Genomic DNA, 22,782 nt, shown 5'->3' with positions numbered 1-22,782 from the left:
GAACCGGCCCGTCCGCCATCCGGGTGTTGTGGACCCGACAAAGCGTGTCGCCCCGGGACCGCCGCACGTCCGCTCCCTCAACTGTGACGGGAGGACTGAATGACCATCACCACACGCCGCTCGCGCTGGCACGCCCCCGAGTACCGCGCCGCCGCCCGGCAGCTCGGCCGGCGCCGCTTCCTGACCCTGACCGCGGCCGCCGCGGCCCTCGCCTTCACCGTCGACCTGCCCGCGACCGGCATCGCTGCGGCCGCCACGCTGGACGCGGCCCGCATCGACAACGACCCCTTCACCCTCGGCATCGCCTCCGGCGACCCGCTGCCCACCTCGGTGGTGCTGTGGACCCGGCTCGCGCCCGCCCCCTACCAGGCCGACGGCGGACTGCCCGCCCATCCCGTCGACGTCGACTGGGAGATGTCCCAGGACGAGACCTTCGCCACCCTCGCAGCCAAGGGCACCACCACCGCGTACCCCGAGTTCAACCACGCCGTTCACGTCGAGGTCCAGGGCCTCGACCCGGGCCGCGCCTACTACTACCGCTTCCGCACGGGCACCTGGCTCAGCGAGACCGGCCGCACCCGCACCGCGCCCGCCGACGACACCGCCGCCCCCGCGCTCTCCCTCGCCGCCGTCTCCTGCCAGCAGTACCAGGACGGCTACTTCACCGCCCACCGCCACCTCGCCCAGGAGGACGTCGACCTCGTCTTCCACCTCGGCGACTACATGTACGAATACCCCGTCGACGGGGTCGGCGGCGCCCGCAACTACACCGACCGCGTGCTCCCGGACCTCTACAACCACGAGACCGAGACCCTCGAGGACTACCGGCTGCGCTACGCCCTCTACCGCTCCGACCCCGACCTGCGCGCCGCGCACGCCGCGCACCCCTTCGTTGTCACCTGGGACGACCACGAGACCGACAACAACTACGCGGGCCCGATCCCCGAGGACGGCACCCCGCCGGCCGACTTCCTGCTGCGCCGGGCCGCCGCCTACCGCGCCTACTGGGAGAACCAGCCCCTGCGCGCCCCGCAGCTGCCCGTCGGCCCCGACGCCCGGCTCTACCGGCGGCTGCAGTGGGGCCTGCTCGCCCAGTTCGACGTCCTCGACACCCGCCAGTACCGCTCCGACCAGGCCTACGGCGACGGCAAGCACGTCCCCGGCCCCGAGTCGGAGGACCCGGCGCGCACCATGACCGGCGCCGCCCAGGAACAGTGGCTGATCGACGGCTGGAGGGCCTCCAGGGCGCTGTGGAACGTCGTACCGCAGCAGGTCTGCTTCTCCCAGCGCAAGCTGGACCTCAACCCCGTCGCCAAGGTCTCCATGGACGCCTGGGACGGCTACCCGGCCTCCCGCCGCCGCGTGCTGGACGGCGCCAAGGCGGCCGGGGTGGCCAACCTGATGGTGCTCAGCGGCGATGTGCACGTGGCGTACGCCTTCGACATCAAGGACGACTTCGACGACCCGTCCTCGCGCACCCTGGGCACCGAGATCGTGGCCACCTCGATCGCCAGCGGCCAGGACGGCACCGAGAAGCCCGCGAACTGGGACACGTACATGACCGCCAACCCGCACCTGAAGTTCTACGACGGCCGGCGCGGCTATGTGAAGGTCACGCTGGACGAGACGGCGGCGCGGGCCGACTTCAGGGCCGTGCCGTACGTGACCACGACCGGCGCGCCCGTCTCCACCGCCGCCTCCTTCGTGACGGAGGTGGGCGCGCAGGGACTCAAGCCGGCGTGAGGGCCGAGTCCGGCGCGCCGTCCTCCCCCGGGTAGCGGACGCCGACGCGGTCACGGATGGCGTCGAGCGTCCGCATCACCGCGAGGGTGCCGTCGAGCGGCACGAGCGGCGACTCGGTCTCACCGGCCCGCAGCGCGCGCATGACCTCGCGGGCCTCGTGCCGGAGACTGTTGCGCGGCCCGTCCGCCGGGTCGGCGGCGAACTCCTCCGGATCACGGCCGTCCCGGTGCAGCACGAACCGGTCCGGGAAGAAGAAGCCGTGCAGAATGTCGATGCGGCCCTGCGAGCCGGTGACGGAGGCCGAGGTCGCCGTACCGCCGACAATGGAGCAGTGCACCGAGGCGAGAGCGCCGCTCTCGAAGGAGAGCAGCGCACCTGTCTGGAGATCGACGCCCTCGTCGGAGAGCACCGCTCTCGCCGTCACGTCCGACGGCTCCCCGAGCAGCAACTGTGCGAACGACACCGGGTACACCCCGAGATCCAGCAGCGAGCCGCCGCCCTGCGCAGGATCGCGCAGCCGGTGCGCGGGCGGGAAGGGGCCCGCCAGCCCGAAGTCGGCCTGCACATGGCGCACCTCGCCGATCGCGCCGTCCTCCACCATCCGCTTCAGCCGCCGCACCAGCGGATTGCAGTACATCCACATCGCCTCCATCAGGAAGCTCCCGCGCTCCCGCGCCAGCGCGACCAGCTCCTCGGCCTCGCGCGCGTTCAGCGTGAACGCCTTCTCGCACAGCACGTTCCGCCCGGCCTCCAGACACAGACCGGCGGCCGCCCGGTGCGCCGAGTGCGGGGTGGCCACGTACACGACATCGATGTCCGCGTCCGCGGCGAGGGCGGCCCAGTCGCCGTAGGCCCGCTCGATGCCGAACCGCTCCGCGAACGCCTTCGCCGACGCCTCGGTCCGCGAGGCCACCGCCACCACCTCGGCATCCGGCAGATCGACGAGATCGGCCGCGAAAGCGGCCGCGATCCCACCGGTCGCCAGGATGCCCCACCGCACACTCTCCGCCGTCATGCCGCCCCACCCTCGCTCGTGCGATCCTCGCCACTGTGTACGAGCTGAGAGCATAGGTGGCGTATCGAACGGAAAGGGAGGGGCATATGGCCGAGCAGGGGGCCTCGACACCACCGATGACACAGGCGGCCGGAGCGGAAGCGGAACCGGCCGCCGTCCGCGCCGTGCGCCGGACCGGTCTGCTCGTCACCTTCATCCTGGGCGGCCTCACCGCCACACCCCCGCTGGCGATGGACATGTACCTCCCCTCGCTGCCCGAGGTCACCCACGCCCTGCACGCCCCCGCCGCCACCGTCCAGCTCACCCTGACCGCCTGTCTGCTCGGCATGGCGCTCGGACAGCTGGTGGTCGGCCCGATGAGCGACAAGTGGGGCCGCCGCCGCCCGCTGCTCACCGGCCTCGCGGTGTACGTCCTCGCCACCGCCCTGTGCGCGTTCGCCCCGAACGTCGAGGTCCTGGTCGCCTTCCGGCTGGTGCAGGGCCTCGCGGGCGCGGCGGGCATAGTGATCGCCCGGGCGGTCGTGCGCGACCTGTACGACGGCACGGCGATGGCCCGCTTCTTCTCCACCCTGATGCTGATCTCCGGGGTCGCCCCGATCGTCGCGCCGCTGATCGGCGGACAGATCCTGCGGGTGACGGACTGGCGCGGGGTGTTCGTGGTCCTGACCGTCGTGGGCCTGCTGCTCGGCGCGCTGGTGTGGACGCGGCTGCCCGAGACCCTGCCGCGCGCCGAGCGGCACGCGGGCGGTGTCGGAGAGGCCCTGCACTCGATGCGGCGGCTCCTCGCCGACCTGCCCTTCACCGGCTTCATGCTGGCGGGCGGCTTCGCGTTCGCGGCGCTGTTCGCGTACATCTCGGCCTCCCCGTTCGTCATCCAGGACATCTACGGCGCCTCCCCGCAGACCTTCAGCCTGCTGTTCGGCCTGAACTCCGTCGGACTCGTGATCGTCGGGCAGATCAACGGCAAGGTGCTGGTGGGGCGGGTCAGCCTGGAGAAGGTCATGGGCGTGGGCCTGGCGGTCGTGATCGCCGCCGCCACCGCGCTGCTGCTGATGTCGACCGGCGCCCTCGGCGCGGTGGGCCTCGCCCCCGTCGCTGCCGCGCTCTTCGTCCTGATGTCGGCGATGGGCGTGACACTGCCCAACGCCCAGGCGCTCGCCCTGATGCGCACCCGGCACTCCGCCGGCTCCGCCTCCGCGCTGCTCGGCACCTCCTCCTTCCTCATCGGCGCCGTCGCCTCCCCGCTGGTCGGGATCGCCGGCGAGCACACGGCCGTCCCGATGGCCGTCGTCCAACTGGCGGCCGCACTGGTGGCCCTGGCCTGTTTCATGGGAATGTGCCGTCCCTGGAACACACGTGCGGATACGGAGGGAGCAGGGAGCTGAGCGCGCCGAGACTGCGCGGCGACACCGCGGAACGGGCCGGACTCGATCCCGTGGAGCTGCGTCACCTCGTCCAGGAGGTCACCGACCTCACCACCGGGCCACGCCCCTGGGCCGCGGGCACTGTCGTGGTCGCCGGACGCGGGCCGGTGATCGCCGTCGAGGAGGCGGCGGGGTGGGCCGTACGGTACTCCGGCTACGACGAGGAGACCGACGCCGGCATCGAGCTGCCGGCCGCGGCACGCGTCCCGATGACCGTCGGCACGCCCTTCGACCTGGCCTCCCTCACCAAGCTGTTCACCTCCGTCGCCGCGGTCCAGCAGATCGAGCGGGGCACCCTCGGCATCGACGCCCGGGTGGGCGCCTACCTGCCGGAGTTCCGCGCGGCGGCACGGCACGGGATCACCGTGCGGGAACTGCTCACGCACACCTCGGGACTGCGGCCCGAACTGCCGCTGTACGACTGTGCGGACGACACCGAGCGCATGGCGATGCTGCACGCCGAGGCGCCGATCGGCGCGCCCGGCACCTACACCTACTCCGACCTCAACATGCTGCTCCTGCAGTACGTCCTGGAACGCGTCACCGGCCGCACGCTGGACGTCCTGGTCCACGAGGGCATCACCAGGCCGCTGGGCATGACCGCCACCGACTTCGGGCCCTGCCCCGGCGCGGCGGCGACCGAGGACCAGCGGCGGCCGTGGGGCAAGGCGGACCGGGGGATGCTGCGGGGCGTCGTCCACGACGAGAACGCCTGGGCGCTCGGGGGAGTGGCCGGGCACGCCGGGCTCTTCTCCACCGCCCGCGACCTCGCGGTCTTCTGCCGCACCCTGCTGGCGGGCGGCTCCTACGGCCCCGCCCGCATCCTCGGCCCGGACTTCGTGGAGCTGCTGCTGACGCCCCCCGGCCTGGGCTTCGCGGTGGACCAGCCGTGGTTCATGGGCGAACTGGCGGGACGCGGGGCGGCGGGCCACACCGGCTTCACGGGCACGTCGCTGGTCCTGGACCCGGCGACGGACACCTTCCTGGTGCTGCTGGCGAACACCGTCCACCCCCGCAGACGGCAGCCGGACAGCAGACCGCGGGCGGCCGCGGCCACCCGACTGGCACGGGCCGTACGCGAGATCGGACCGGTCGCCAGAACCTGAGAGAATCCCCCGGTGAACGCCCCCGTACCCCCGGCCGAGACCCTCCGCTCCACCCTCGCCGCGCTCCTCGACGGGCTGCCGCCCAAGCAGGCCGCGAACGCCGTCGACCGGCTGATCGCGAACTACCGGGGCGCCACCCCCACCGACGCGCCCATCCTGCGCGACCGCGCCGACGTGGCCGCCTACGCCGCGTACCGGATGCCGGCGACGTTCGAGGCGGTGCGGGCGGCCCTGGACGCCTTCGCGGCGGCCGTGCCCGGGTTCGTGCCCGCCACCCACACCGACGTCGGCGGGGGCACCGGGGCCGCCACCTGGGCCGTCAGCGCCACCTGGGCCGGCGGGCGCGACGTCACCGTGCTGGACTGGTCCGAACCCGCTCTCGCCCTCGGCGAGGAACTCGCCGCCGACAACCCCGCGCTGCGGGGCGCCCGTTGGCGGCGCTCCCGGATCGGAGCGGCGCTCACCCTCGAGAGCACCGATCTCGTCACCGTCTCCTACGTCCTCAACGAACTCACCGAGCGCGACCGCGCCGCCCTCGTCGACGCGGCCGCGGCCGCCGCCCGGGCCGTCGTGATCGTCGAGGCCGGCACCCCCGCCGGATACGCCCGCGTCATCGAGGCCAGGCAGCGGCTGATCGACGCCGGGTTCCACGTCGCCGCGCCCTGCCCGCACAGCGCCGCCTGCCCGATCGCCCCCGGCACCGACTGGTGCCACTTCTCCGCCCGGGTCAGCCGCTCCTCCCTGCACCGCCAGGTCAAGGGCGGCTCGCTGGCGTACGAGGACGAGAAGTTCAGCTACGTCGCCGCCACCCGCCTGCCCGCCGCCCCCGCCCCCTCCCGCGTGATCCGGCGCCCGCAGATCAGGAAGGGCCAGGTCCTCCTCGACCTGTGCGAGCCCGACGAACAGCTGCGCCGCACCACCGTCACCAAACGTCACGGCGACCTCTACAAGGCGGCCCGGGACGCCGACTGGGGTGATGCCTGGCCGCCGGGCGCGGCACGGCCGTAGAAACGCGACCCGATACCGTCGGACCATGGTCAAGAAGTCCGCGCCCGACTCCGCCCGCCGCAGCGAGAGGTCCCGTCGCGCGATCTACGACGCCGCGCTCGCCCTCGTCGCGGAGGTCGGGTATCCGAGGACGACCGTCGAGGGGATCGCCGCGCGGGCCGGCGTGGGCAAGCAGACCATCTACCGGTGGTGGTCCTCCAAGGCGGAGGTCCTGCTGGAGGCGTTCCTGGACCTGGGCGAGCGGACCGCGCGGGAGGCCGGGCAGGAGCCCTACACGATCCCGGACACCGGCGACCTCGCCGCCGACCTCAGGGCCGTGCTGCGGGCGACCGTGGACGAACTGCTCGACCCCCGCTTCGACGTCCCCTCCCGCGCGCTCGCCGCCGAGGGCCTCGTCAACGAACGGCTCGGCCGTGAATTCGTCGCCAAACTGCTCGAGCCACAGCTCCAGTTGTACGTCGAGCGGCTGCGCTCGGCCCAGGACGCCGGGCAGGTCCGCGCCGACGTCGACCCGCGCATCGCCCTGGAACTCTTCGTCTCACCCCTCGCCCAGCGCTGGCTGCAGCACACCGGCCCCATCTCCCACGCGTACACCGACACCCTCGTCGACTACGCCCTGTACGGTCTCGCCCCCCGCCGAAAGGGGGCCCGGTCCCCCGAAGCGGAGGAAGATGGGACCATAGGGCATGCTGTTCCGCACGACAGCGAGGCGAGGGGATAGATGAGCGCGGAGTTCGGCGGCCGAACCGGCCGGCAGGGCAAACTCTCCCAGTGGCTGCGCGGACGCCGCCCCAAGGAGGACGGCGCCGACGACGGCGGCCGTGAGGCCCTGCTGCTGGCCGCCGCCGGGGCGGGCCTGCCGCTCGCGCCCGCCGCCCACCCCGCCCCCGGCTACCGCTGCTCCTGCGACCGCGTGGGCTGTCCCACGCCCGCCCGCCATCCCGTGTCCTTCGCCTGGCAGACGCAGTCCACCACCGACCGCGCCCAGATCGAGCGCTGGGCCCGCCACCAGCCGCAGGCCAACTTCATCACCGCGACCGGCATGGTCCACGACGTCCTGGACGTACCGCTGGAGGCCGGCCGGGAGGCGATGGCGCGGCTGCTGGACGCCGGCGTCGAGGTAGGCCCGGTCGCCGAGAGCGACGACGGCCGGCTGCTGTTCTTCACCCTCACCCGGGGCACCCCCGAGGACGAGGACGAGTGGTGGCCCTGCGAGCTGGACTGCCACCCCGAGACCATGGACGAGCACCACGGCCTGCGCTGGCACTGCCGCGGATCCTATGTCCTCGTACCGCCCGCCCGGCTGCCCGGCGATCAGGGCGTGCACTGGGTGCGCGGCCCCGAGCACCCGTTGCCCGACCCGCTGACCCTCCTGGAGACCCTCACCGACGCCTGCGCCCGCCACGCCGGCGAGGGCGCCGACCACGCGAGCACGGCCTGGCCCCTGCGCCACTGAGAGGCCGGGGCCTAGGACCCCTGGGCCGAGGTCAGGCCCTCCAGGCGGGAGACCACCGTCACCGGGCCGCTGCCCTTCGGGTCCACGGCGACCCCGTTCGAGACGAACTCCATCGTCAGCGACTGCTTGATCTCGCCGCTCGTCAGCGCCTGCACGCTCGTGTTCGGCGTGGGGATCGAGGCGCCCGCTGCGGCGGTCTCCTTCTCGTAGCGGCGGGTGGTGAAGAACACCAGCGCGCCGCCGTCCGCCGTGCGCAACGCCAGCGGGGCGTAGTCGCCGCTGGTCAGCGGTTCGTCGATGTACTGCGTGACCAGGCCGGGCTTCTTCGCGTCCTTCGCCCGGTCGGCCCGCCAGCCGCTGGTGTGCGGTCCGTCGGCGAACGTCTTCCCGCCGTTCTTCAGATACGCGGTGTAGGTGCGGCTCATGTCCTGGGGCGCGACGGCCAGTTGGGCGGAGTCCGCGGGGACGGCCTGCGCCCAGCCCTCCTTGTCCGTCCTGATCCGCGGCAGCGAGCCCGGGGTGATCAGCGTCAGGTACGCCACCTGGAAGGGCTCGGCCAGGCTGCCGCGGGTGAACACCAGCAGCCAGTGCAGGTTGCCGCCCTTGTTGCCCTTGGCCTCCGCGACGAACCAGCGCGGCCAGCCGGCCTTCTTGGGGATGATGAACGTGGCGTTCGTCAACTCCAGCGGCGTGTGCGCGGGATTGCCGCCGGGGCTCGTCCGGTGACCGGCCTTCAGCCGGGCCGCGTCGATGTCCCCGAGGGCGCCGGTGACATGGTCGGCGTCCAGCGAACTGTCGTCCGCCTTGTCCGCCTTGTTGTACGCGGCCGTGAACTGCGTCAGCGCCTTGGCGGCCTCCGCGCGGGTGGAGGAGGGGAGCACCTCGCGCTCCCCGTGCACCACCACGCACCCGCTCGCCGTGAGCGACAAAGCGGTCACCGTGGCCGCTATCAGTACCCTCCGGTCAAGCCTGCGGAGCCTTCGAGGGCCGCGATCCCTGGTCATCAGGTGCCTTCACCTTCCCCTTCCCGGAGGCGAACCCTACCGGGGCGAAGAACACCGCGAGCGTCGGGATCAGGTACAGCAGCCACACCGTGACCTGGAGGACGGTCGGGTCGGGCTGGAAGTTGAACACACCCTTCAGCAGGGTCCCGTACCAGCTGTCCGGCGGGATGGTGCCGGAGATGTCGAAGGCCAGACTCGTCAGGCCGGGCAGGATGTCGGCCTCCTGCAGATCGTGGAAGCCGTACGCCAGTACGCCCGCCGCGACCACGACCAGCATGCCGCCGGTCCAGGTGAAGAACTTGGCCAGGTTGATCTTCAGGGCGCCCCGGTAGAACAGCCAGCCCAGGAAGACCGCCGTGGCCAGACCGAGAGCCACGCCGATCAGCGGCCGCGGGGTGCCGTCGCTCGCCGCGTGCACCGACGCCCACACGAACAGCGCGGTCTCCAGGCCCTCCCGGCCGACGGCGAGGAAGGCGGTGGCGACCAGCGCGCCCGTGCCCATCGCGAGGGCCGCGTCCAGCTTGCCGTGCAGCTCGGACCTCAGATGCCGGGCCGTGCGCCGCATCCAGAAGACCATCCACGTCACCAGGCCGACCGCGACGATCGACAGGGAGCCGCCGAGCGCCTCCTGCGCCTGGAACGTCAACTCCTGGGAGCCGAACTCCAGGAGGCAGCCGAAGCCCATCGCGATCAGGACGGCGACGGAGATGCCGATCCAGATGGGCCGGATGGCGTCCCGGCGCCCGGTCTTGACGAGGTAGGCGATCAGGATGCAGACGACGAGGCTGGCTTCCAGACCCTCGCGCAGGCCGATCAGATAGTTGGAGAACACGGGCTACGCCTCCTCGGAGAACAGCGTGCTGCCCCACCAGTCGTCCTGGTCGCGGACGCCCGGCGGGACGGCGAAGACCGCCGAACCCACGTGCTGGATGTACTCGTTGAGCGCGTCCTGCGCCGACAGCTTGCGCTGCAGCGGGATGAACCCCTTGCGCACGTCACGCTGGTAGGCAAGGAAGAACAGGCCCGCGTCGAGCCGGCCGAGGCCGTCGGTGCCATCGGTGAAGGAGTAGCCCCGGCGCAGGATGGTGATCCCGTTGTTGGAGTCGGGGTGCGCCAGCCGCACGTGCGCGGTGGGCTTCATCGCCTTCAGGAACGGCTCGTCGTGCTCCCTGGCCTTGCCGACCGGGGCGCCCTCGCCCTTGTCCCGGCCGAAGACGTCCTCCTGCTCCTGCAACGAGGTGCGGTCCCAGGTCTCGATGTGCATCCGGATGCGCCGGGCGACCAGGTAGGAACCTCCGGTCATCCACTCCGGCCCGTCCTTCTCGCCGACCCACACGAACTTCTTCAGCCGGTCGGTCTCCGTGCCCGCGATGTTGCGGGTGCCGTCCTTGAAGCCCATCAGGTTGCGCGGGGTCTGCGCGTCCGGGGTCGTGGAGGAGGTCTTGCCGAAGCCGAGCTGCGACCAGCGGATGTTGACCGTGCCCATGCCGATGCGGGCGAGGTTGCGGATCGCGTGCACCGCCACCTGCGGGTCGTCCGCGCAGGCCTGGACGCACAGGTCACCGCCGGTGCGGGACTTGTCCAGGTTGTCGCCGGCGAACTGCGGGAGGTCCACCAGGGCCTCCGGCCGCTGGTCCGCGATCCCGAACTTCTCCCCGTACTTCTCGAACAGGGACGGACCGAAGCCGATGGTGAGGGTCAGCCGGGAGGGCTTCAGGCCCAGCGCCTCGCCCGTGTCGTCCGGCGGGGCCTCGGCCAGACCGCCGTACGCGCCCTCGCCGACCGCCTTCCCGGCCGTCATCCGGCGCGCGGCCTCGGTCCAGTCCTTCAGCATCCGCACGAACGCGGCGCGGTCGTCGGTCTGCACGTCGAACGCGGCGAAGTGCAGCCTGTCCTGCACCGGCGTGGCGATGCCCGCCTGGTTGGCGCCGTGGAAGGCCACCGCTGCGCCCGTCTCGGCGGCGGCCGGGTCCACGTCGTCGCCGACGCGGCTCACCGCGACCGCGCCGCCGGCCGCGGCGGCACCGAGCGCGAGCCCGGCACCGCCCCAGCCGATCAGGGAACGCCGGGAGGGCTGTTTCCGCGCGGAGGTGTCCGCGCTGGTGGCTTCCTGAGTGTCCGTCATGGTCGTCTCGTCCCTACTTCACGACGGCGGCGGCGAGCTTGGACAGGGGCTCGGCGAGCGCGTTCACCGCGTCCGAGAGCTCCTTGCGCTGCTCCTTGGTGACGGTCGCGTACGACACGAAGCCGTTCTGCGCCTTGTCCTGCGCCTTGGTGGAGCGGTACTTGTCGAGCGTGCTGTTCAGCGCGGCGAACTGCGTGTCCAGCTCGGTGGTCAGCGTCTTGTCGTTCGTCTGCGCGACCGGCTTGAGCAGTTCGTACGCCTTCTGGGCGCCCTCGACGTTGGCCTTGAAGTCACTCAGGTCGGTGTGCGAGTAGCGGTCCTCCTCGCCGGTGACCTTGCCGGTGGCGACCTCGTCGAGCAGTTCCTTGGCGCCGTTGGCCATGGAGGTCGGGGTGATCTCCGCCTTGCCGACCCGCTGCTGCCAGTCCTTCAGATCGGTGACCAGCTGGTCGGCGAGGGTCTTCTGCTCGGCGCCGATCTTCTTGTCCTGCCACAGCGCCTTCTCCAGCGCGTGCCAGCCGGTCCACTTCTGGCCGGCCTCCAGGCCGTCGGCGCGGGTGTCGGTCTTGGGGTCGATGTCGCCGAAGGACTCGGCGATGGGCTCGGTGCGCTCCCAGCCGACGCGGGAGGGGGCGTAGGCGTTCTGGGCGGCGGTGAGGTCGCCCTTCTTGATCGCGGCGGCGAAGGTCTCCACCGCGGGGACGGTCTGGTCGGCCTGCTCCTGCGCGTACTCGCGGTAGGCGGCGACCGCCTTGTCCAGCCGGGGGTCGCGCTGGGCGACCGCGCCGGAGCCGGTGACCGTGAGCTTCTGACGGACGCCGTGGCCCTTCATGCCGGGACGGCACGCGATCTCGTACTCGCCCGCCTTGACCTCGGCGGTCAGGGTGTACTTCGTCCCCGGCCCGATGTTCTCCTTCTCCGACACGATCCGGTCGTCGGGGAAGAGGATCTCGACCTCGGTGGCCTTGGAGCCCTTGTTCTCGATGCTCAGCGTGACATGACCGGCCGGTGTCGACTTCGCAGAGGTGTCGCACGTGGAGTCCGCGGCGGTGACCCGTATCGCGTCCTTGGTGTCCGCTTTGCTCTTCTCGGTGCAGCCCGTGACGGCGGTCAGAGCCGCCGCTGTGGCGACGGCGGTGACGACGGAGAGTCTGGCGGCTCGCATGCAGGCTCCAAGTGGTGGCGAGAAATCGCTTGTCGGACGGACCAAAGATTGGTGAGGCTCGCCTAACTTACCTAAGGCTTACCTGCGTGATACCCAGCCATACGGTGATTCAGCTCTCATGGACGCCGTATGAGCACGGGGCGATCACGCCGACCTAAAACGCACCCCAAGGAATGGTCAAAGGAAGGTCAAAGGTTCGGGGGTGCTTCAATGCCCCCGTGACCGACTACGACGTGCTCCGCGTCTTCTGCGCGCCCAACGGCGGATACGGCAACGAACTCGGCGTCGTCCGCGAGGGATCCGTCATGCCCGACCCCGCGGAGCGACAGGCGTTCGCCGCGAAGCTCGGGTTCAGCGAGACCGTGTTCGTCGACGACCCCGAGCGCGGCGTCATCGACATCTACACGCCTTCCGTACGCCTGCCCTTCGCCGGCTACCCCTGCGTCGGCGCGGCCTGGCTGCTCGACGTGGAGGAGCTGGTCACACCGGCCGGCCTCGTCGGGGCGCGCCAGGACGGGGAGTTCTGCTGGATCGAGGCCCGGGCCGAGTGGGTCCCGCCGCGCACCCTGCGCCAGTACGCCTCCGCCGCCGAGGTCGACGACCTGCCCGTACCCCCGAAGGGCGAGTGGATCTACGCCTGGGCCTGGGAAGACGAGGCGGCCGGCCGGATCCGCGCCCGCGGCTTCCCCGGCCGCGACGACGGCATCGACGAGGACGAGGCGACCGGCGCCGCGGCCCTGCTGCTCACCGACCGCCTGGGCCGCGCCCTCAACATCACCCAGGGCGCCGGCTCCCAGATCCTCACCGCCCAGCAGCCGTACGGCTGGGTGGAGATCGGCGGCCGGGTCTACCTGGAACGCCAGCCGGAGCGCTGAACCCCGGCGACCGGCTACGGCAGCGTCAGGATGTCCGCGCCGGTCTCCGTCACCACCAGCGTGTGCTCGAACTGCGCCGTGCGCCTGCGGTCCTTGGTGACGACCGTCCAGCCGTCGTCCCACATGTCGTACTCGTGCGTCCCCAGCGTCAGCATCGGCTCGATCGTGAACGTCATGCCCGGCTGCATCACGGTCGTCGCGTGCGGGCTGTCGTAGTGCGGGATGATCAGGCCGGAGTGGAACGACGAGTTGATCCCGTGCCCCGTGAAGTCCCGCACCACCCCGTACCCGAACCGCTTCGCGTACGACTCGATGACCCGCCCGATGACGTTGATCTGCCGGCCCGGCTTGACCGCCTTGATCGCGCGGGTGAGCGACTCCCGGGTGCGCTCCACCAGCAGCCGCGACTCCTGGTCCACGTCCCCGACCAGATAGGTGGCGTTGTTGTCGCCGTGCACCCCGCCGATGTACGCCGTCACGTCCAGGTTGACGATGTCGCCGTCCCGCAGCAGCGTCGAGTCCGGAATGCCGTGGCAGATCACCTCGTTGACGCTGGTGCACAGGGACTTCGGGAAGCCCCGGTAGCCGAGCGTCGACGGATAGGCCCCGTGGTCGCACATGTACTCGTGCGCCACCTTGTCCAGCTCGTCGGTGGTCACCCCGGGCGCGATGAGCTTCGCGGCCTCCTCCATCGCCCGGGCGGCGATCCGCCCGGCGACCCGCATCGCCTCGACCGTCTCGGGCGTCTGCACCTCGGGCCCGGTGTACGGCGCCGGCGCGGGCTTGCCGACGTACTCGGGCCGGCGGATGTTTCCGGGCACGGAACGGGTGGGAGAGAGCTCCCCTGGAACGAGCAGCGACTGGCCAGACATGCCAGGGAGTCTAACGAGCCGGGGCGGGGGAACATGTCCGAGGCGAGAGGAGCTGGTCATGGCCTTGTTCAAGAAGCGGACGGTCGGGAAGCCGGGGGAGTGGTTCTACTGCCTCGAGCACAAGAAGGTGGAGGAGGGGCCGGAGTGTCCCGCCAAGGACCGGTTCGGGCCCTATGCCTCCCGGCAGGAGGCCGAGCACGCGATGGAGATCGCGCGGGAGCGCAATCTCGTGTGGGAGAACGATCCCAAGTGGCATGACGCCCCCGCGGGAAGCGCGGACGAGGACTGATCAGGCCTGGGCCTCGGCCGGTGCGGCTGCCGTCCGCCGGTCGCGCAGCCGTAGCGCGTGCTCGTTCGTGCGGACGTCGTAGGTCATCAGCCCCGGCAGGCACAGGGCGAGGAGGCCCACGGCTCCCGCGCACAGCAGGCCGCCGGACCACACGGACGTCCGTACGCCCCACCAGGCGGCGAATCCGCCGGAGCGGACCTGGCCCACGGTGGGGCCGATGGAGTACGACAGCAGTTCGATCCCGGCGAGCCGCCCGCGCAGCTCGTCCGGGATCGTCTGGTTCCACATCGCGCCCCGGAAGATCCCGCTGACCATGTCGCAGCCCCCTGCCACGGTCAGGAACAGCAGGACCAGCCACACGTTGCCCACGAGCCCGGCGCCCGCGATCGCCACGCCCCACAGCGCGGCCGACAGCACCACCATCCGCCCGTGCCGGTGCACCCGCGAGGTCCAGCCGCTGGTCAGGCTCACCAGCATCGAACCGAGCGGCACGGTGGCGTACATCAGCCCCAGCGACCAGTTCGCGTCCAGTTCGTCCGCGAGGAACGGCAGCACGGCGAGCGGCATCGCCAGGAACATCGCCGCGAGGTCGACGGCGTAGGTGCCGAGCAGCTCCTTGCGGCTCCAGGCGTAACGGGCGCCCTCCGCGATGGCCGCGAGGGACGGCTTCGCGGCCTCGTGCGAGGCCGGTGACGCCGCGATCGGGATCATGAGCGCCACCGAGATGACGAAGGTCGCCAGGTCCGCGCCGTACGCCGAGCCGAGCCCCGCGTACGCCACCACCACGCCCGCCAGCGCCGGCCCGGCGACACCGCCGACCGTCCAGCGCAGGGAGTTCAGCGCGGCCGCGGCCGGCAGGTGCTCGTGGGCCACGATCCTGGGCCACAGGGAGTCGATGGCCGGGCGCTGGAGCGAGACCAGGGCGGAGGACAGGGCCGCCACGGCGTACAGCGGCCACACGGCGGGACGCGGGAGCAGCGCGTTGAGCAGCAGCGCGGCCGACAGCAGCCCCTGCCCGGCCTCCGTCCAGATGATCAGCCGCCGCTTGTCGAGCGCGTCGGCGAGCGCCCCGCCGTACAGCCCGAACAACACCAGCGGCAGCAGTTCCACCGCTCCGATCGCCCCGACCGCGGCCGTCGAATCCGTCAGCTCCTTCAACTGCACCGGCAGCGCGACGAACGTCAGGAAGCTCCCGAACGTTGAGATCGTCCCCGACACCCACAGCCGCCGGAAGTCGGCGGAGGCCCGCCAGGGCGTGAGGTCGGGCAGGAGGGCGCGGAGTCGGGAGGCGGGTGCGGGGGAGTCGTCGGTCACGACCGGTCATGGTCGGCCGCGGCGCGGACCGGAGCAACCGCTTTTCCCGCGGCATGGCTGCTACCAGCCGGTCGGCGGCGGTGCCGTCAGCTGGTCCGCCAGCCGGGACAGGCGGTCGCGCAGCCGCCGGTGGACGCGTGGAGCCGGCAGGGAGTTCTCGCCGGCCGCCGCGCTGACCAGATGCTGCACCGTGTCCAGATCCAGCTCGGAGCCGTCCGGGACGGCGAGCGACTCATGGGCCATCGACTCCAGCTCGCCCTCGCCACCCCCCAGTGCAAGGACCGTCGCCCCGGCCCGCCGCGCGTCGTGCACCCGCTCCAGCAGCGGGACGTCGGGGCAGCTCGGGGAGACCAGCAGCAGCGTCTCGCCGCGCCGGGCCGCCGCCAACCGCCCGAGCCCGACCGACAGATGGGCCGGATCCGACGCGCGCGCCCCATGCCGTACGAGAGTCGGCGCCAGCTCCGGCGTGCCCGACCACGCGGCCTCGTCCACCAGATGCGCCGCCAGATGCCAGGGCTCGTACTCCGGCGTGCCCACCAGCAGCAGCCCGCCCCCGTGCGACACCACCGACCCGCGCAACGCGCCCGCGAACCGCCGGGTGGCCCCCAACCACTCGGTCCCGGCGAGGACTTCACGCAGCAACGCGACACGTACGGCGTCCATGGGCCCGCATCCTGCCCCAAACGGGCACTCGTGGCCCGCAGTTCACCCCGAATTCGCCCGACCTGGGGAGGGGAGCGGCCTACCGCGAGTGAGTGAGCGAAGACGATCACCGAGGAGCGCGAACATGGCCGAGACCACCGTCCCCTTCCGCGCCGGCCGCGACGGACACGCCAGTTACCGCATCCCGGCGGTCGTCGTCACCGCCGCCGGCACCCTCCTTGCCTTCTGCGAGGGCCGGGTGGACTCCGCGAGCGACCACGGGCACATCGAGATCGTGCTCCGGCGCTCCACCGACGGCGGCCGCACCTGGGGCCCGCTCCAGGTCGCCGCGAGCAACGGCACCGACCTCGCCGGCAACCCGGCCCCCGTCGTCCTCGACACCGGCCGCGTCCTGCTCGTCCACGTCCGCTCCGCCGCCTCCGCATCCGAGGACCTGATCCTGCGCGGACAGGTCGGCGAGGCCGACGGACGCCGGGTGTGGGTGCAGCACAGCGACGACGACGGGATGACCTGGTCGAGCCCGAGGGAGATCACCGAACAGGTGAAGCGGCCCGACTGGCGCTGGTACGCCACCACCCCCGGCCACGCCCTCCAGCTGCGCTCCGGCCGGGTCGTCGTCCCCGCCAACCACACCCTCCCGCCCACCGGCACCGACGTCGGCACCGAGGCCAGGTACAACGGCGGCCACTGCCTGCTCAGCGACGACCGCGGCGAGAGCTGGTCCATCGGATACGTCGACGACAACACCGACGGCTACATCAACGCCAACGAGACCACCGCCGCCGAACTCCCCGACGGCCGCGTCTACTTCAACACCCGCAACGACTCACCCTCCCCCGGCAACCGCGCCGACGCCCACTCCGAGGACGGCGGCGAAACCCTGCAGCTCCCCTTCCGCCCCCAGGCCGGCCTCGACGGCCCGGTCTGCGAAGGGAGCCTCCTGCACCTCCACGACCCCGACGTCCTGCTCTTCTCCGGCCCGGCCTTCCCGTCCGCCCGCGCCCTCATGACCCTCCGCGCCTCCACCGACGGCGGCCGGACCTGGCGCCCCGCGCACACGGCCGACGGCCTGCCCGCCGCGTACTCCGACCTGGTCCGCGTCGACCCCGCGACCGTCGGGCTCCTCTATGAGACGGGGGACTTCGGGCCGTACGAGCGCATCGCCTTCCGGCGGGTGCCCGTGACGCGGCTCACCTGAGCGCCGAGGGCGGACGGGGCGGACGTAAAGTCGGCCCATGACCTCTACCGACAGTGCTGCACAGATCCCCGCGAAGGCCCCTGCCAAGGACCCCTGGGACCTCCCCGATGTCTCCGGGCTCGTCGTCGGGGTGCTCGGCGGGACCGGGCCGCAGGGCAAAGGGCTGGCCTACCGGCTCGCCAGGGCCGGCCACAAGGTGATCATCGGCTCGCGGGCCGCCGAGCGGGCGCAGTCCGCCGCCGAGGAACTCGGCCACGGCGTCGAGGGCGCCGACAACGCCGAGTGCGCGCGCCGCAGCGACGTCGTGATCGTCGCCGTACCGTGGGACGGGCACGGCAAGACGCTGGAGTCGCTCCGTGAGGAACTGGCCGGGAAGCTGGTCGTCGACTGCGTGAACCCGCTCGGCTTCGACAAGAAGGGCGCCTACGCGATCAAGCCGGAGGAGGGCAGCGCGGCGGAGCAGGCCGCGGCCCTGCTGCCGGACTCGCGGGTGACCGCCGCCTTCCACCATCTGTCGGCCGTGCTGCTCCAGGACCCGGAGATCGCCGAGATCGACACCGACGTGATGGTGCTGGGCGAGGAGCGGGCCGACGTCGAGATCGTGCAGGCGCTCGCGGGCCGTATCCCCGGCATGCGCGGCATCTTCGCCGGCCGGCTGCGCAACGCCCACCAGGTCGAGTCCCTGGTCGCCAACCTGATCTCCGTGAACCGACGCTACAAGGCACACGCCGGGCTCCGGGTCACGGACGTGTGAGCGGGTGGGGGACACTGGATCCGTGGCGGTGTCCCCGACCACCCCCACGACCCCGTTCACCCCGTCCGCCGACAGGAGCCGACAGAAATGCCCCGCCTCGCCCTCTACGCCCTGATCGTCTGCGTGCTCTCCGTGGCCGCGGCGGTGGTCTCCTTCGTCCAGGGCAGCTGGCTGGGCGTCGTGTGGGTACTGCTGGCGAGCCTGTCGTCGAACATGTGCTGGTACTACGTCAAGCGGGCCCGGGACGCCCGGCGGGTCACGAGCTGATCGAGCAGAACTCGTTCGTGCCCTGCCAGAAGCGGTAGAGCTCCTGACCGCAGTACGAGTCGAAGTCGCTGATCCCCAGGCTGCGCAGAATCGAGTCGATCACGTCGAAGAAGGCGCTGTTGACCGACGGCACCCACAGCAGCGCGAACACGAACAGCAGGCCGAACGGCGCGAAGGGCTCCACCTGCCGCTTGACCTTGTACGACAGCCAGGGCTCGATGACGCCGTAGCCGTCCAGGCCGGGCACGGGCAGGAAGTTCAGGAGCGCGGCCGTGACCTGGAGCAGCGCGAGGAAGGCGAGCGCGAAGCGGAAGTCGCGGGGGACGCCGTCCAGGGCGTGCAGCCAGAACGGGGCGGTGCAGACGACGGCGAACAGGACGTTCGTCAGCGGGCCGGCGGCGGAGATGAGACTGTGCCGCCAGCGGCCCCGGATCCGGTTGCGCTCGATGAAGACGGCACCGCCCGGCAGCCCGATCCCGCCCATGATCACGAACAGCACCGGCAGCACGATGCTGAGCAGGGCATGCGTGTACTTCAGGGGGTTCAGGGTCAGATAGCCCTTGCTGCCGACCGTGATGTCGCCGCTGTGCAGGGCGGTGCGCGCGTGCGCGTACTCGTGCAGGCACAGGGACACCACCCAGGCCGCGGTCACGAACAGGAACACGGCCACGCCCGGCTGCTCGGCGAACCCGGACCAGGTGGCCCAGCCGGTGACCGCCGTGACGGCGAGAATGCCGACGAAGACGGGGCTCATCCGCCGGTCGCTGTGGCGGGTGGTCGCGGTGGTCATGGGGCTCCCTGGACTGAACGTGCACGCGATGGGACGCCCGACGGTACCGGGCACAGGTGAAAACGTCTCGCGGTGGGGCCGAGGTTCCGGGGAAGGTGGGGCATGGCTCCGGCGAGGGTGTGTGCTCCTGCTGCGCCCCGCCACCCCGCCCGACCGAATCCCGTGACCGGCCCCGAGCCACCGGAGACAATGGACCCCGTGCGCTATCGCATCCTCGGTACAGCTCAGGCGTTCCGGCCGGACGGCAGCCCCGTCGCCGTCGGCGGGGCGCGGCTGCGTGCCCTGCTCACCGTGCTCGCCCTGCGGGCCGGCCGCACGGTGCCCGTCCGCACGCTCGTCGACGAGGTCTGGGACGGCGACCCGCCCGCCGACGCGTCCGGCGCGCTGCAGGCGCTCGTCGGACGGCTGCGGCGGGCACTCGGCGCCGACGCGATCGCCTCGGTGGAGGGCGGCTACCGCCTCACCGCCTCGCCCGACGACGTCGACCTGCACCGTTTCGAACGGCTCACCGGCGAGGGCACCCGAGCCCTGGCCGACGGCGACCCCGCCAAGGCGGCCGGTGTCCTCGACGACGCCCTCGCCCTGTGGCAGGGCCCCGTCCTCGCCGACCTCCCCGACGGCACCGCCCGGACGGCCCGTCTGGAGACCCGCCGTCTGGACGCCCTGCGCGCCCGCCACACCGCCGCGCTCGCCCTGGGCCACGCCGAACAGTCGCTGCCCGAACTGACCGCCCTGTGCGACACCCACCCCCTCGACGAGCCCCTTCAGTCCCTGCGCCTGCGCGCCCTGCGCGACGCGGGCCGCACGGCGGAGGCACTCGCCGCCTTCGAGGACGTACGACAGCTGCTCGCGGACCGGCTGGGAGCCGACCCCGGACCCGAACTGAGGTCCCTGTACGGGGAGTTGCTCCGCCCGGAGGAGCGGCAGGAGCCGGGTGGCGGGCGCGGCGCATCGGGCCAGGCGAAGTCCGCCGCTGGGAGGGCGAGTTCGACCGGCACCCTCGGCGGGGGAGTGCCGGGCACGGCGTCGGGTCCGGGCGCGATCCTCATCGCTGGCACGACACCCGCCCCGGGCACGCAGGCGGCTCCGACCGCGGACGGCGCCCCGTCCGGCACGACCGCGCACCCGACCGCCGCCCGCATCCCACTCGCCCCCGATCACGCCGCCCCCGACTCCAGGGGCCCTGCCACCCCCCAACCCCCCGGCAACCTCCGAGCCCGGCTCACCTCCTTCGTCGGGCGGGAAGCGGACATCGAGGCCATCCGGGGGGACCTCGGTGCGGCTCGGCTGGTCACGTTGCTCGGGCCTGGTGGGGCCGGGAAGACGCGGCTGTCGCAGGAGGCCGCCGAGGCCGTGCGGGACGGTGCGCCGGACGGGGTGTGGCTGGCGGAGCTCGCTCCCGTCGACCACCCGGACGCCGTACCGGAGGCGGTGCTGACCGCCGTGGGCGCCCGGGAGACCGTGCTCTACGGCGCCGGCGCCGAGGCCATGCGGGCGGCCGGGAACGACCGGCACGACGACCCGGTGGAGCGGCTGGCCGAGCACTGCGGCAGGCGGCGGATGCTGATCGTCCTCGACAACTGCGAGCACGTCGTCGAGGCCGCCGCGCGGCTCGTGGAGGAGCTGCTGGAGCGCTGCCCCGAGCTGACGGTACTGGCGACCAGCCGCGAACCCCTCGGCGTACCGGGGGAGTTGCTGCGCCCGGTGGAGCCCCTGCCCGAGCCGGTCGCGCTGCGGCTGTTCGCCGAACGGGGAGCGGCCGCACGGCCGGGGTTCCGGGTCGAGGACGATCCCGCGGCGTGCGCCGAGATCTGCCGGCGGCTCGACGGACTGCCCCTCGCCATCGAGCTCGCGGCCGCCCGGCTACGGATGTTGACGCCATGTCAGATCGCGGACCGGCTGGACGACCGCTTCCGGCTGCTGACCTCCGGCAGCCGTACCGTCCTGCCCCGCCAGCAGACCCTGCGGGCGGTCGTCGACTGGTCCTGGGACCTGCTCGACGAGGAGGAGCGGGACGTGCTGCTCCGGCTGTCCGTCTTCGCCGGCGGCTGTGACCTCGCCGCCGCGGAGGCCGTCTGCGGACCCTCCGCCCTGGACGTGCTCGGCTCGCTCGTCGACAAGTCCCTTGTGGTCGCCGCCCCTTCGGATGACGGCGGCATGCGCTACCGGCTCCTGGAGACCGTCGCCGAGTACGCCGGGGAGCGGCTCGACGAGGTGGGCGGGCGCCAGGAGACGGAGCGCGCCCATCTGACGTACTACCGCGAACTCGCCCGCACCACCGACCCGTTGCTGCGTGGCCCCGGTCAGCTCGCCGCCATCGCCCTGCTGGAGCGCGAGTACGAGAACCTGCGCACCGCCCTGCGGCACGCGGTCGCCGAACGCGACGAGCAGGAGGGCCTCTGCCTCGTCCTGTCGCTGGCCTGGTACTGGCAGATGCGCGACGCGCGCATCGAGGCCCGCAACTGGTGCGCCGAGGTCATGGCCCTGGGCCCCGACCCGTTCACCGCCCCCGTCCGGCGCGCCGCTCCCGTCTGGCAGCGCTGCAGCGAGGTCCCGCCGCCGTACACCGGCGACCTCCTCGACGAGGCACGGCGCGGTGTCCATCTCGCCCATCTGGCCTGTATGGACACCGAGTTGGAGGCCTGGGAGACCCCGGCGGCGAAGGAGAAGCTGCGGATCATCAGCGAGGTGTACGAGCCCGGCCTGCCGCAGACCTGCCATTCCCCCGGCCTGCTCTGGTTCTTCGCGGTGATGCTGTCCGGCAGTGTGGAGCGGCTGCCGGTGATCCTGAACGCCTGCGTCGAGACCTGCCGGACCACCCCGGGCATGGAGTGGGACCTCGCCGCCGTACTGCAGATGCGCGCCAACCTCCTCGCCAACCGCAGCGACTGGGCGGGCGACGCGGCCCGCGACGCCGACGAGTCGCTGGAGATCTACCGGCGGATCGGCGACCTGTGGGGCACCGCCGAGGCGCTGTCCGCGCGCGGGGAGGCCCATGAACGCGTCGGCGAGTACCGTCTCGCCGCCGCCGACTACGAGGCCGCGATCGAGCAGGCCGGGCGCCTCGGCGCACGCGCCCAGATGGCCGTGCTGGGCGCCCGGTTCGGCAGCGCGCTCATGGAGGCCGGGGAGAACGAGCGGGGTGAGCGGATTCTGCGGGAGGTGATCGACAGTCAGGAGGGCTCGGGCACCGAGGCCATGCCCGCCGCCCGGATGTTCCTCGCCGGACGCCTCGGCATGACCGGGCGCATCCCGGAGGCGCGCGAGCAACTGCGCCTTCTGCGCGAGGAGTTCAAGATCGCGCACTTCGTCGTCTTCGAAGCCTTCATCCTCGGTTCCGAGGCCTGGCTCGAGGCGCTCGACGGCAACTACGAACTCTCGCTGGACAAGACCCGGCAGTGCCTGGAACACTCCGCCGACCCGCTCACCGTGGCCATCGCCCCGCACATGAACCCGCTGTACCTGGCCCTCTCCGCGGTCGGCCTCGCCGAGACCGACGGCGGCCGCAGTGCCCGGGACGGCGCCCGCGCCCTGGGCGCGGCCGAGGCAGCCCTGCCGCCGAGCCATGTGGCGACGAGCCTGGAGCGCGACGTGTACGACCGGGCCCGACGGCACACCCGCGCCGTGCTCGGCGACGCGGAGTACGAGGCCGCGTACGCCGAGGGCGGCGGCCTCTCCCTCGCGGAGGCCACCGCCCTGGTCCGGGACCGCTGA

21 protein-coding genes are annotated in these 22,782 nt (G+C 72.4%); 12 read left to right on the top strand and 9 right to left on the bottom strand.

What is annotated here, in order from left to right:
• Positions 1-99: 99 nt before the first annotated feature.
• Entirely contained in the window at positions 100-1,743 is a 1,644-nt protein-coding gene (locus tag ABZZ74_RS40120; protein ID WP_356949095.1) for an alkaline phosphatase D family protein, read from the top strand.
• Here ABZZ74_RS40120 and ABZZ74_RS40115 read toward each other — a convergent pair.
• On the bottom strand, positions 1,730-2,758 hold the full coding sequence (locus ABZZ74_RS40115; RefSeq protein WP_356949094.1) for a Gfo/Idh/MocA family oxidoreductase: 1,029 nt from the start codon (positions 2,756-2,758) through the stop codon (positions 1,730-1,732). The genes ABZZ74_RS40120 and ABZZ74_RS40115 overlap by 14 nt on opposite strands.
• Positions 2,759-2,844: 86 nt before the next feature.
• Here ABZZ74_RS40115 and ABZZ74_RS40110 point away from each other — a divergent pair, with 86 nt between their 5' ends.
• From ABZZ74_RS40110 to ABZZ74_RS40090, 5 genes are read left to right on the top strand one after another with little or no spacing between them, the layout of a single operon-like run.
• Complete coding sequence (locus tag ABZZ74_RS40110; RefSeq protein WP_356949093.1) at positions 2,845-4,143, top strand: multidrug effflux MFS transporter; 1,299 nt, start codon at positions 2,845-2,847, stop codon at positions 4,141-4,143.
• Positions 4,095-5,288 (top strand): serine hydrolase domain-containing protein, encoded by a 1,194-nt coding sequence (locus ABZZ74_RS40105; RefSeq protein ID WP_356949092.1) that lies wholly within the window; start codon positions 4,095-4,097, stop codon positions 5,286-5,288. The genes ABZZ74_RS40110 and ABZZ74_RS40105 overlap by 49 nt, the downstream gene beginning before the upstream one ends.
• A 12-nt stretch (positions 5,289-5,300) precedes the next feature.
• Positions 5,301-6,296 (top strand): small ribosomal subunit Rsm22 family protein, encoded by a 996-nt coding sequence (locus ABZZ74_RS40100; RefSeq protein ID WP_356949091.1) that lies wholly within the window; start codon positions 5,301-5,303, stop codon positions 6,294-6,296.
• 25 nt (positions 6,297-6,321) lie between these two features.
• Positions 6,322-7,017, top strand: coding sequence for a TetR/AcrR family transcriptional regulator (locus tag ABZZ74_RS40095; RefSeq protein ID WP_356949090.1), 696 nt, complete (start codon positions 6,322-6,324; stop codon positions 7,015-7,017).
• Positions 7,018-7,752 (top strand): bifunctional DNA primase/polymerase, encoded by a 735-nt coding sequence (locus tag ABZZ74_RS40090; RefSeq protein WP_356949089.1) that lies wholly within the window; start codon positions 7,018-7,020, stop codon positions 7,750-7,752.
• 11 nt (positions 7,753-7,763) lie between these two features.
• Here the strand turns inward: ABZZ74_RS40090 and ABZZ74_RS40085 are convergent, their stop codons facing one another.
• The 4 genes from ABZZ74_RS40085 to efeO are packed head-to-tail and all read right to left on the bottom strand — an operon-like array spanning position 7,764 to position 12,046.
• A complete protein-coding gene (locus ABZZ74_RS40085) occupies positions 7,764-8,756 on the bottom strand; it encodes a hypothetical protein (RefSeq protein ID WP_356949088.1) in 993 nt (330 codons plus the stop codon).
• Positions 8,716-9,588 carry an iron uptake transporter permease EfeU gene (gene efeU, locus ABZZ74_RS40080; protein ID WP_356949087.1) on the bottom strand — a complete coding sequence of 291 codons (873 nt, stop codon included), beginning with the start codon at positions 9,586-9,588 and terminating at the stop codon, positions 8,716-8,718. Before efeU ends, ABZZ74_RS40085 begins: the two co-directional genes overlap by 41 nt.
• Before the next feature lie 3 nt (positions 9,589-9,591).
• A complete protein-coding gene (gene efeB / locus ABZZ74_RS40075; protein ID WP_356949086.1) occupies positions 9,592-10,881 on the bottom strand; it encodes an iron uptake transporter deferrochelatase/peroxidase subunit in 1,290 nt (429 codons plus the stop codon).
• Between the two features lie 13 nt (positions 10,882-10,894).
• Positions 10,895-12,046, bottom strand: a complete 1,152-nt coding sequence (efeO, locus tag ABZZ74_RS40070; RefSeq protein WP_356949085.1) for an iron uptake system protein EfeO — start codon at positions 12,044-12,046, stop codon at positions 10,895-10,897.
• A 218-nt stretch (positions 12,047-12,264) separates the two neighbouring features.
• On the opposite strand from efeO, the gene ABZZ74_RS40065 reads away from it, so the two are divergent.
• Positions 12,265-12,921 (top strand): PhzF family phenazine biosynthesis protein, encoded by a 657-nt coding sequence (locus ABZZ74_RS40065; protein ID WP_356949084.1) that lies wholly within the window; start codon positions 12,265-12,267, stop codon positions 12,919-12,921.
• A 14-nt stretch (positions 12,922-12,935) separates the two neighbouring features.
• Here ABZZ74_RS40065 and map read toward each other — a convergent pair whose 3' ends face one another.
• Entirely contained in the window at positions 12,936-13,793 is an 858-nt protein-coding gene (gene map / locus ABZZ74_RS40060; protein ID WP_356949083.1) for a type I methionyl aminopeptidase, read from the bottom strand.
• 58 nt (positions 13,794-13,851) lie between these two features.
• On the opposite strand from map, the gene ABZZ74_RS40055 reads away from it, so the two are divergent.
• Entirely contained in the window at positions 13,852-14,082 is a 231-nt protein-coding gene (locus ABZZ74_RS40055; protein WP_356949082.1) for a hypothetical protein, read from the top strand.
• On the opposite strand, the gene ABZZ74_RS40050 is transcribed toward ABZZ74_RS40055, so the two are convergent.
• Together ABZZ74_RS40050 and ABZZ74_RS40045 are read right to left on the bottom strand one after the other, a co-directional pair.
• Positions 14,083-15,396 carry an MFS transporter gene (locus ABZZ74_RS40050; protein ID WP_356949081.1) on the bottom strand — a complete coding sequence of 438 codons (1,314 nt, stop codon included), beginning with the start codon at positions 15,394-15,396 and terminating at the stop codon, positions 14,083-14,085.
• Between the two features lie 60 nt (positions 15,397-15,456).
• Positions 15,457-16,059, bottom strand: coding sequence for a hypothetical protein (locus ABZZ74_RS40045; protein WP_356949080.1), 603 nt, complete (start codon positions 16,057-16,059; stop codon positions 15,457-15,459).
• Between the two features lie 124 nt (positions 16,060-16,183).
• Here ABZZ74_RS40045 and ABZZ74_RS40040 point away from each other — a divergent pair, with 124 nt between their 5' ends.
• The 3 genes from ABZZ74_RS40040 to ABZZ74_RS40030 all read left to right on the top strand — a co-directional run bounded on the left by ABZZ74_RS40040 (position 16,184) and on the right by ABZZ74_RS40030 (position 18,278).
• Entirely contained in the window at positions 16,184-17,257 is a 1,074-nt protein-coding gene (locus ABZZ74_RS40040) for a sialidase family protein (protein ID WP_356949079.1), read from the top strand.
• 37 nt (positions 17,258-17,294) lie between these two features.
• The gene (gene npdG, locus ABZZ74_RS40035; RefSeq protein ID WP_356949078.1) at positions 17,295-18,011 is read left to right on the top strand and encodes an NADPH-dependent F420 reductase; all 717 of its coding nucleotides are present in this window, start codon (positions 17,295-17,297) and stop codon (positions 18,009-18,011) included.
• A gap of 87 nt (positions 18,012-18,098) precedes the next feature.
• Positions 18,099-18,278 carry a hypothetical protein gene (locus tag ABZZ74_RS40030; RefSeq protein ID WP_133043014.1) on the top strand — a complete coding sequence of 60 codons (180 nt, stop codon included), beginning with the start codon at positions 18,099-18,101 and terminating at the stop codon, positions 18,276-18,278.
• Here the strand turns inward: ABZZ74_RS40030 and ABZZ74_RS40025 are convergent.
• Positions 18,268-19,068, bottom strand: coding sequence for a site-2 protease family protein (locus ABZZ74_RS40025; RefSeq protein ID WP_133043013.1), 801 nt, complete (start codon positions 19,066-19,068; stop codon positions 18,268-18,270). The genes ABZZ74_RS40030 and ABZZ74_RS40025 overlap by 11 nt on opposite strands.
• Positions 19,069-19,257: 189 nt before the next feature.
• Here ABZZ74_RS40025 and ABZZ74_RS40020 point away from each other — a divergent pair, with 189 nt between their 5' ends.
• Entirely contained in the window at positions 19,258-22,782 is a 3,525-nt protein-coding gene (locus tag ABZZ74_RS40020; protein WP_356949077.1) for a BTAD domain-containing putative transcriptional regulator, read from the top strand.

Origin of the sequence: Streptomyces sp. NPDC006476, from assembly GCF_040612015.1 — a bacterium.
Lineage (GTDB): Bacteria > Actinomycetota > Actinomycetes > Streptomycetales > Streptomycetaceae > Streptomyces > Streptomyces griseorubiginosus_B.
Note: the sequence above shows the minus strand (reverse complement) of the source record. Positions and strands in the feature narration are given on the sequence as shown.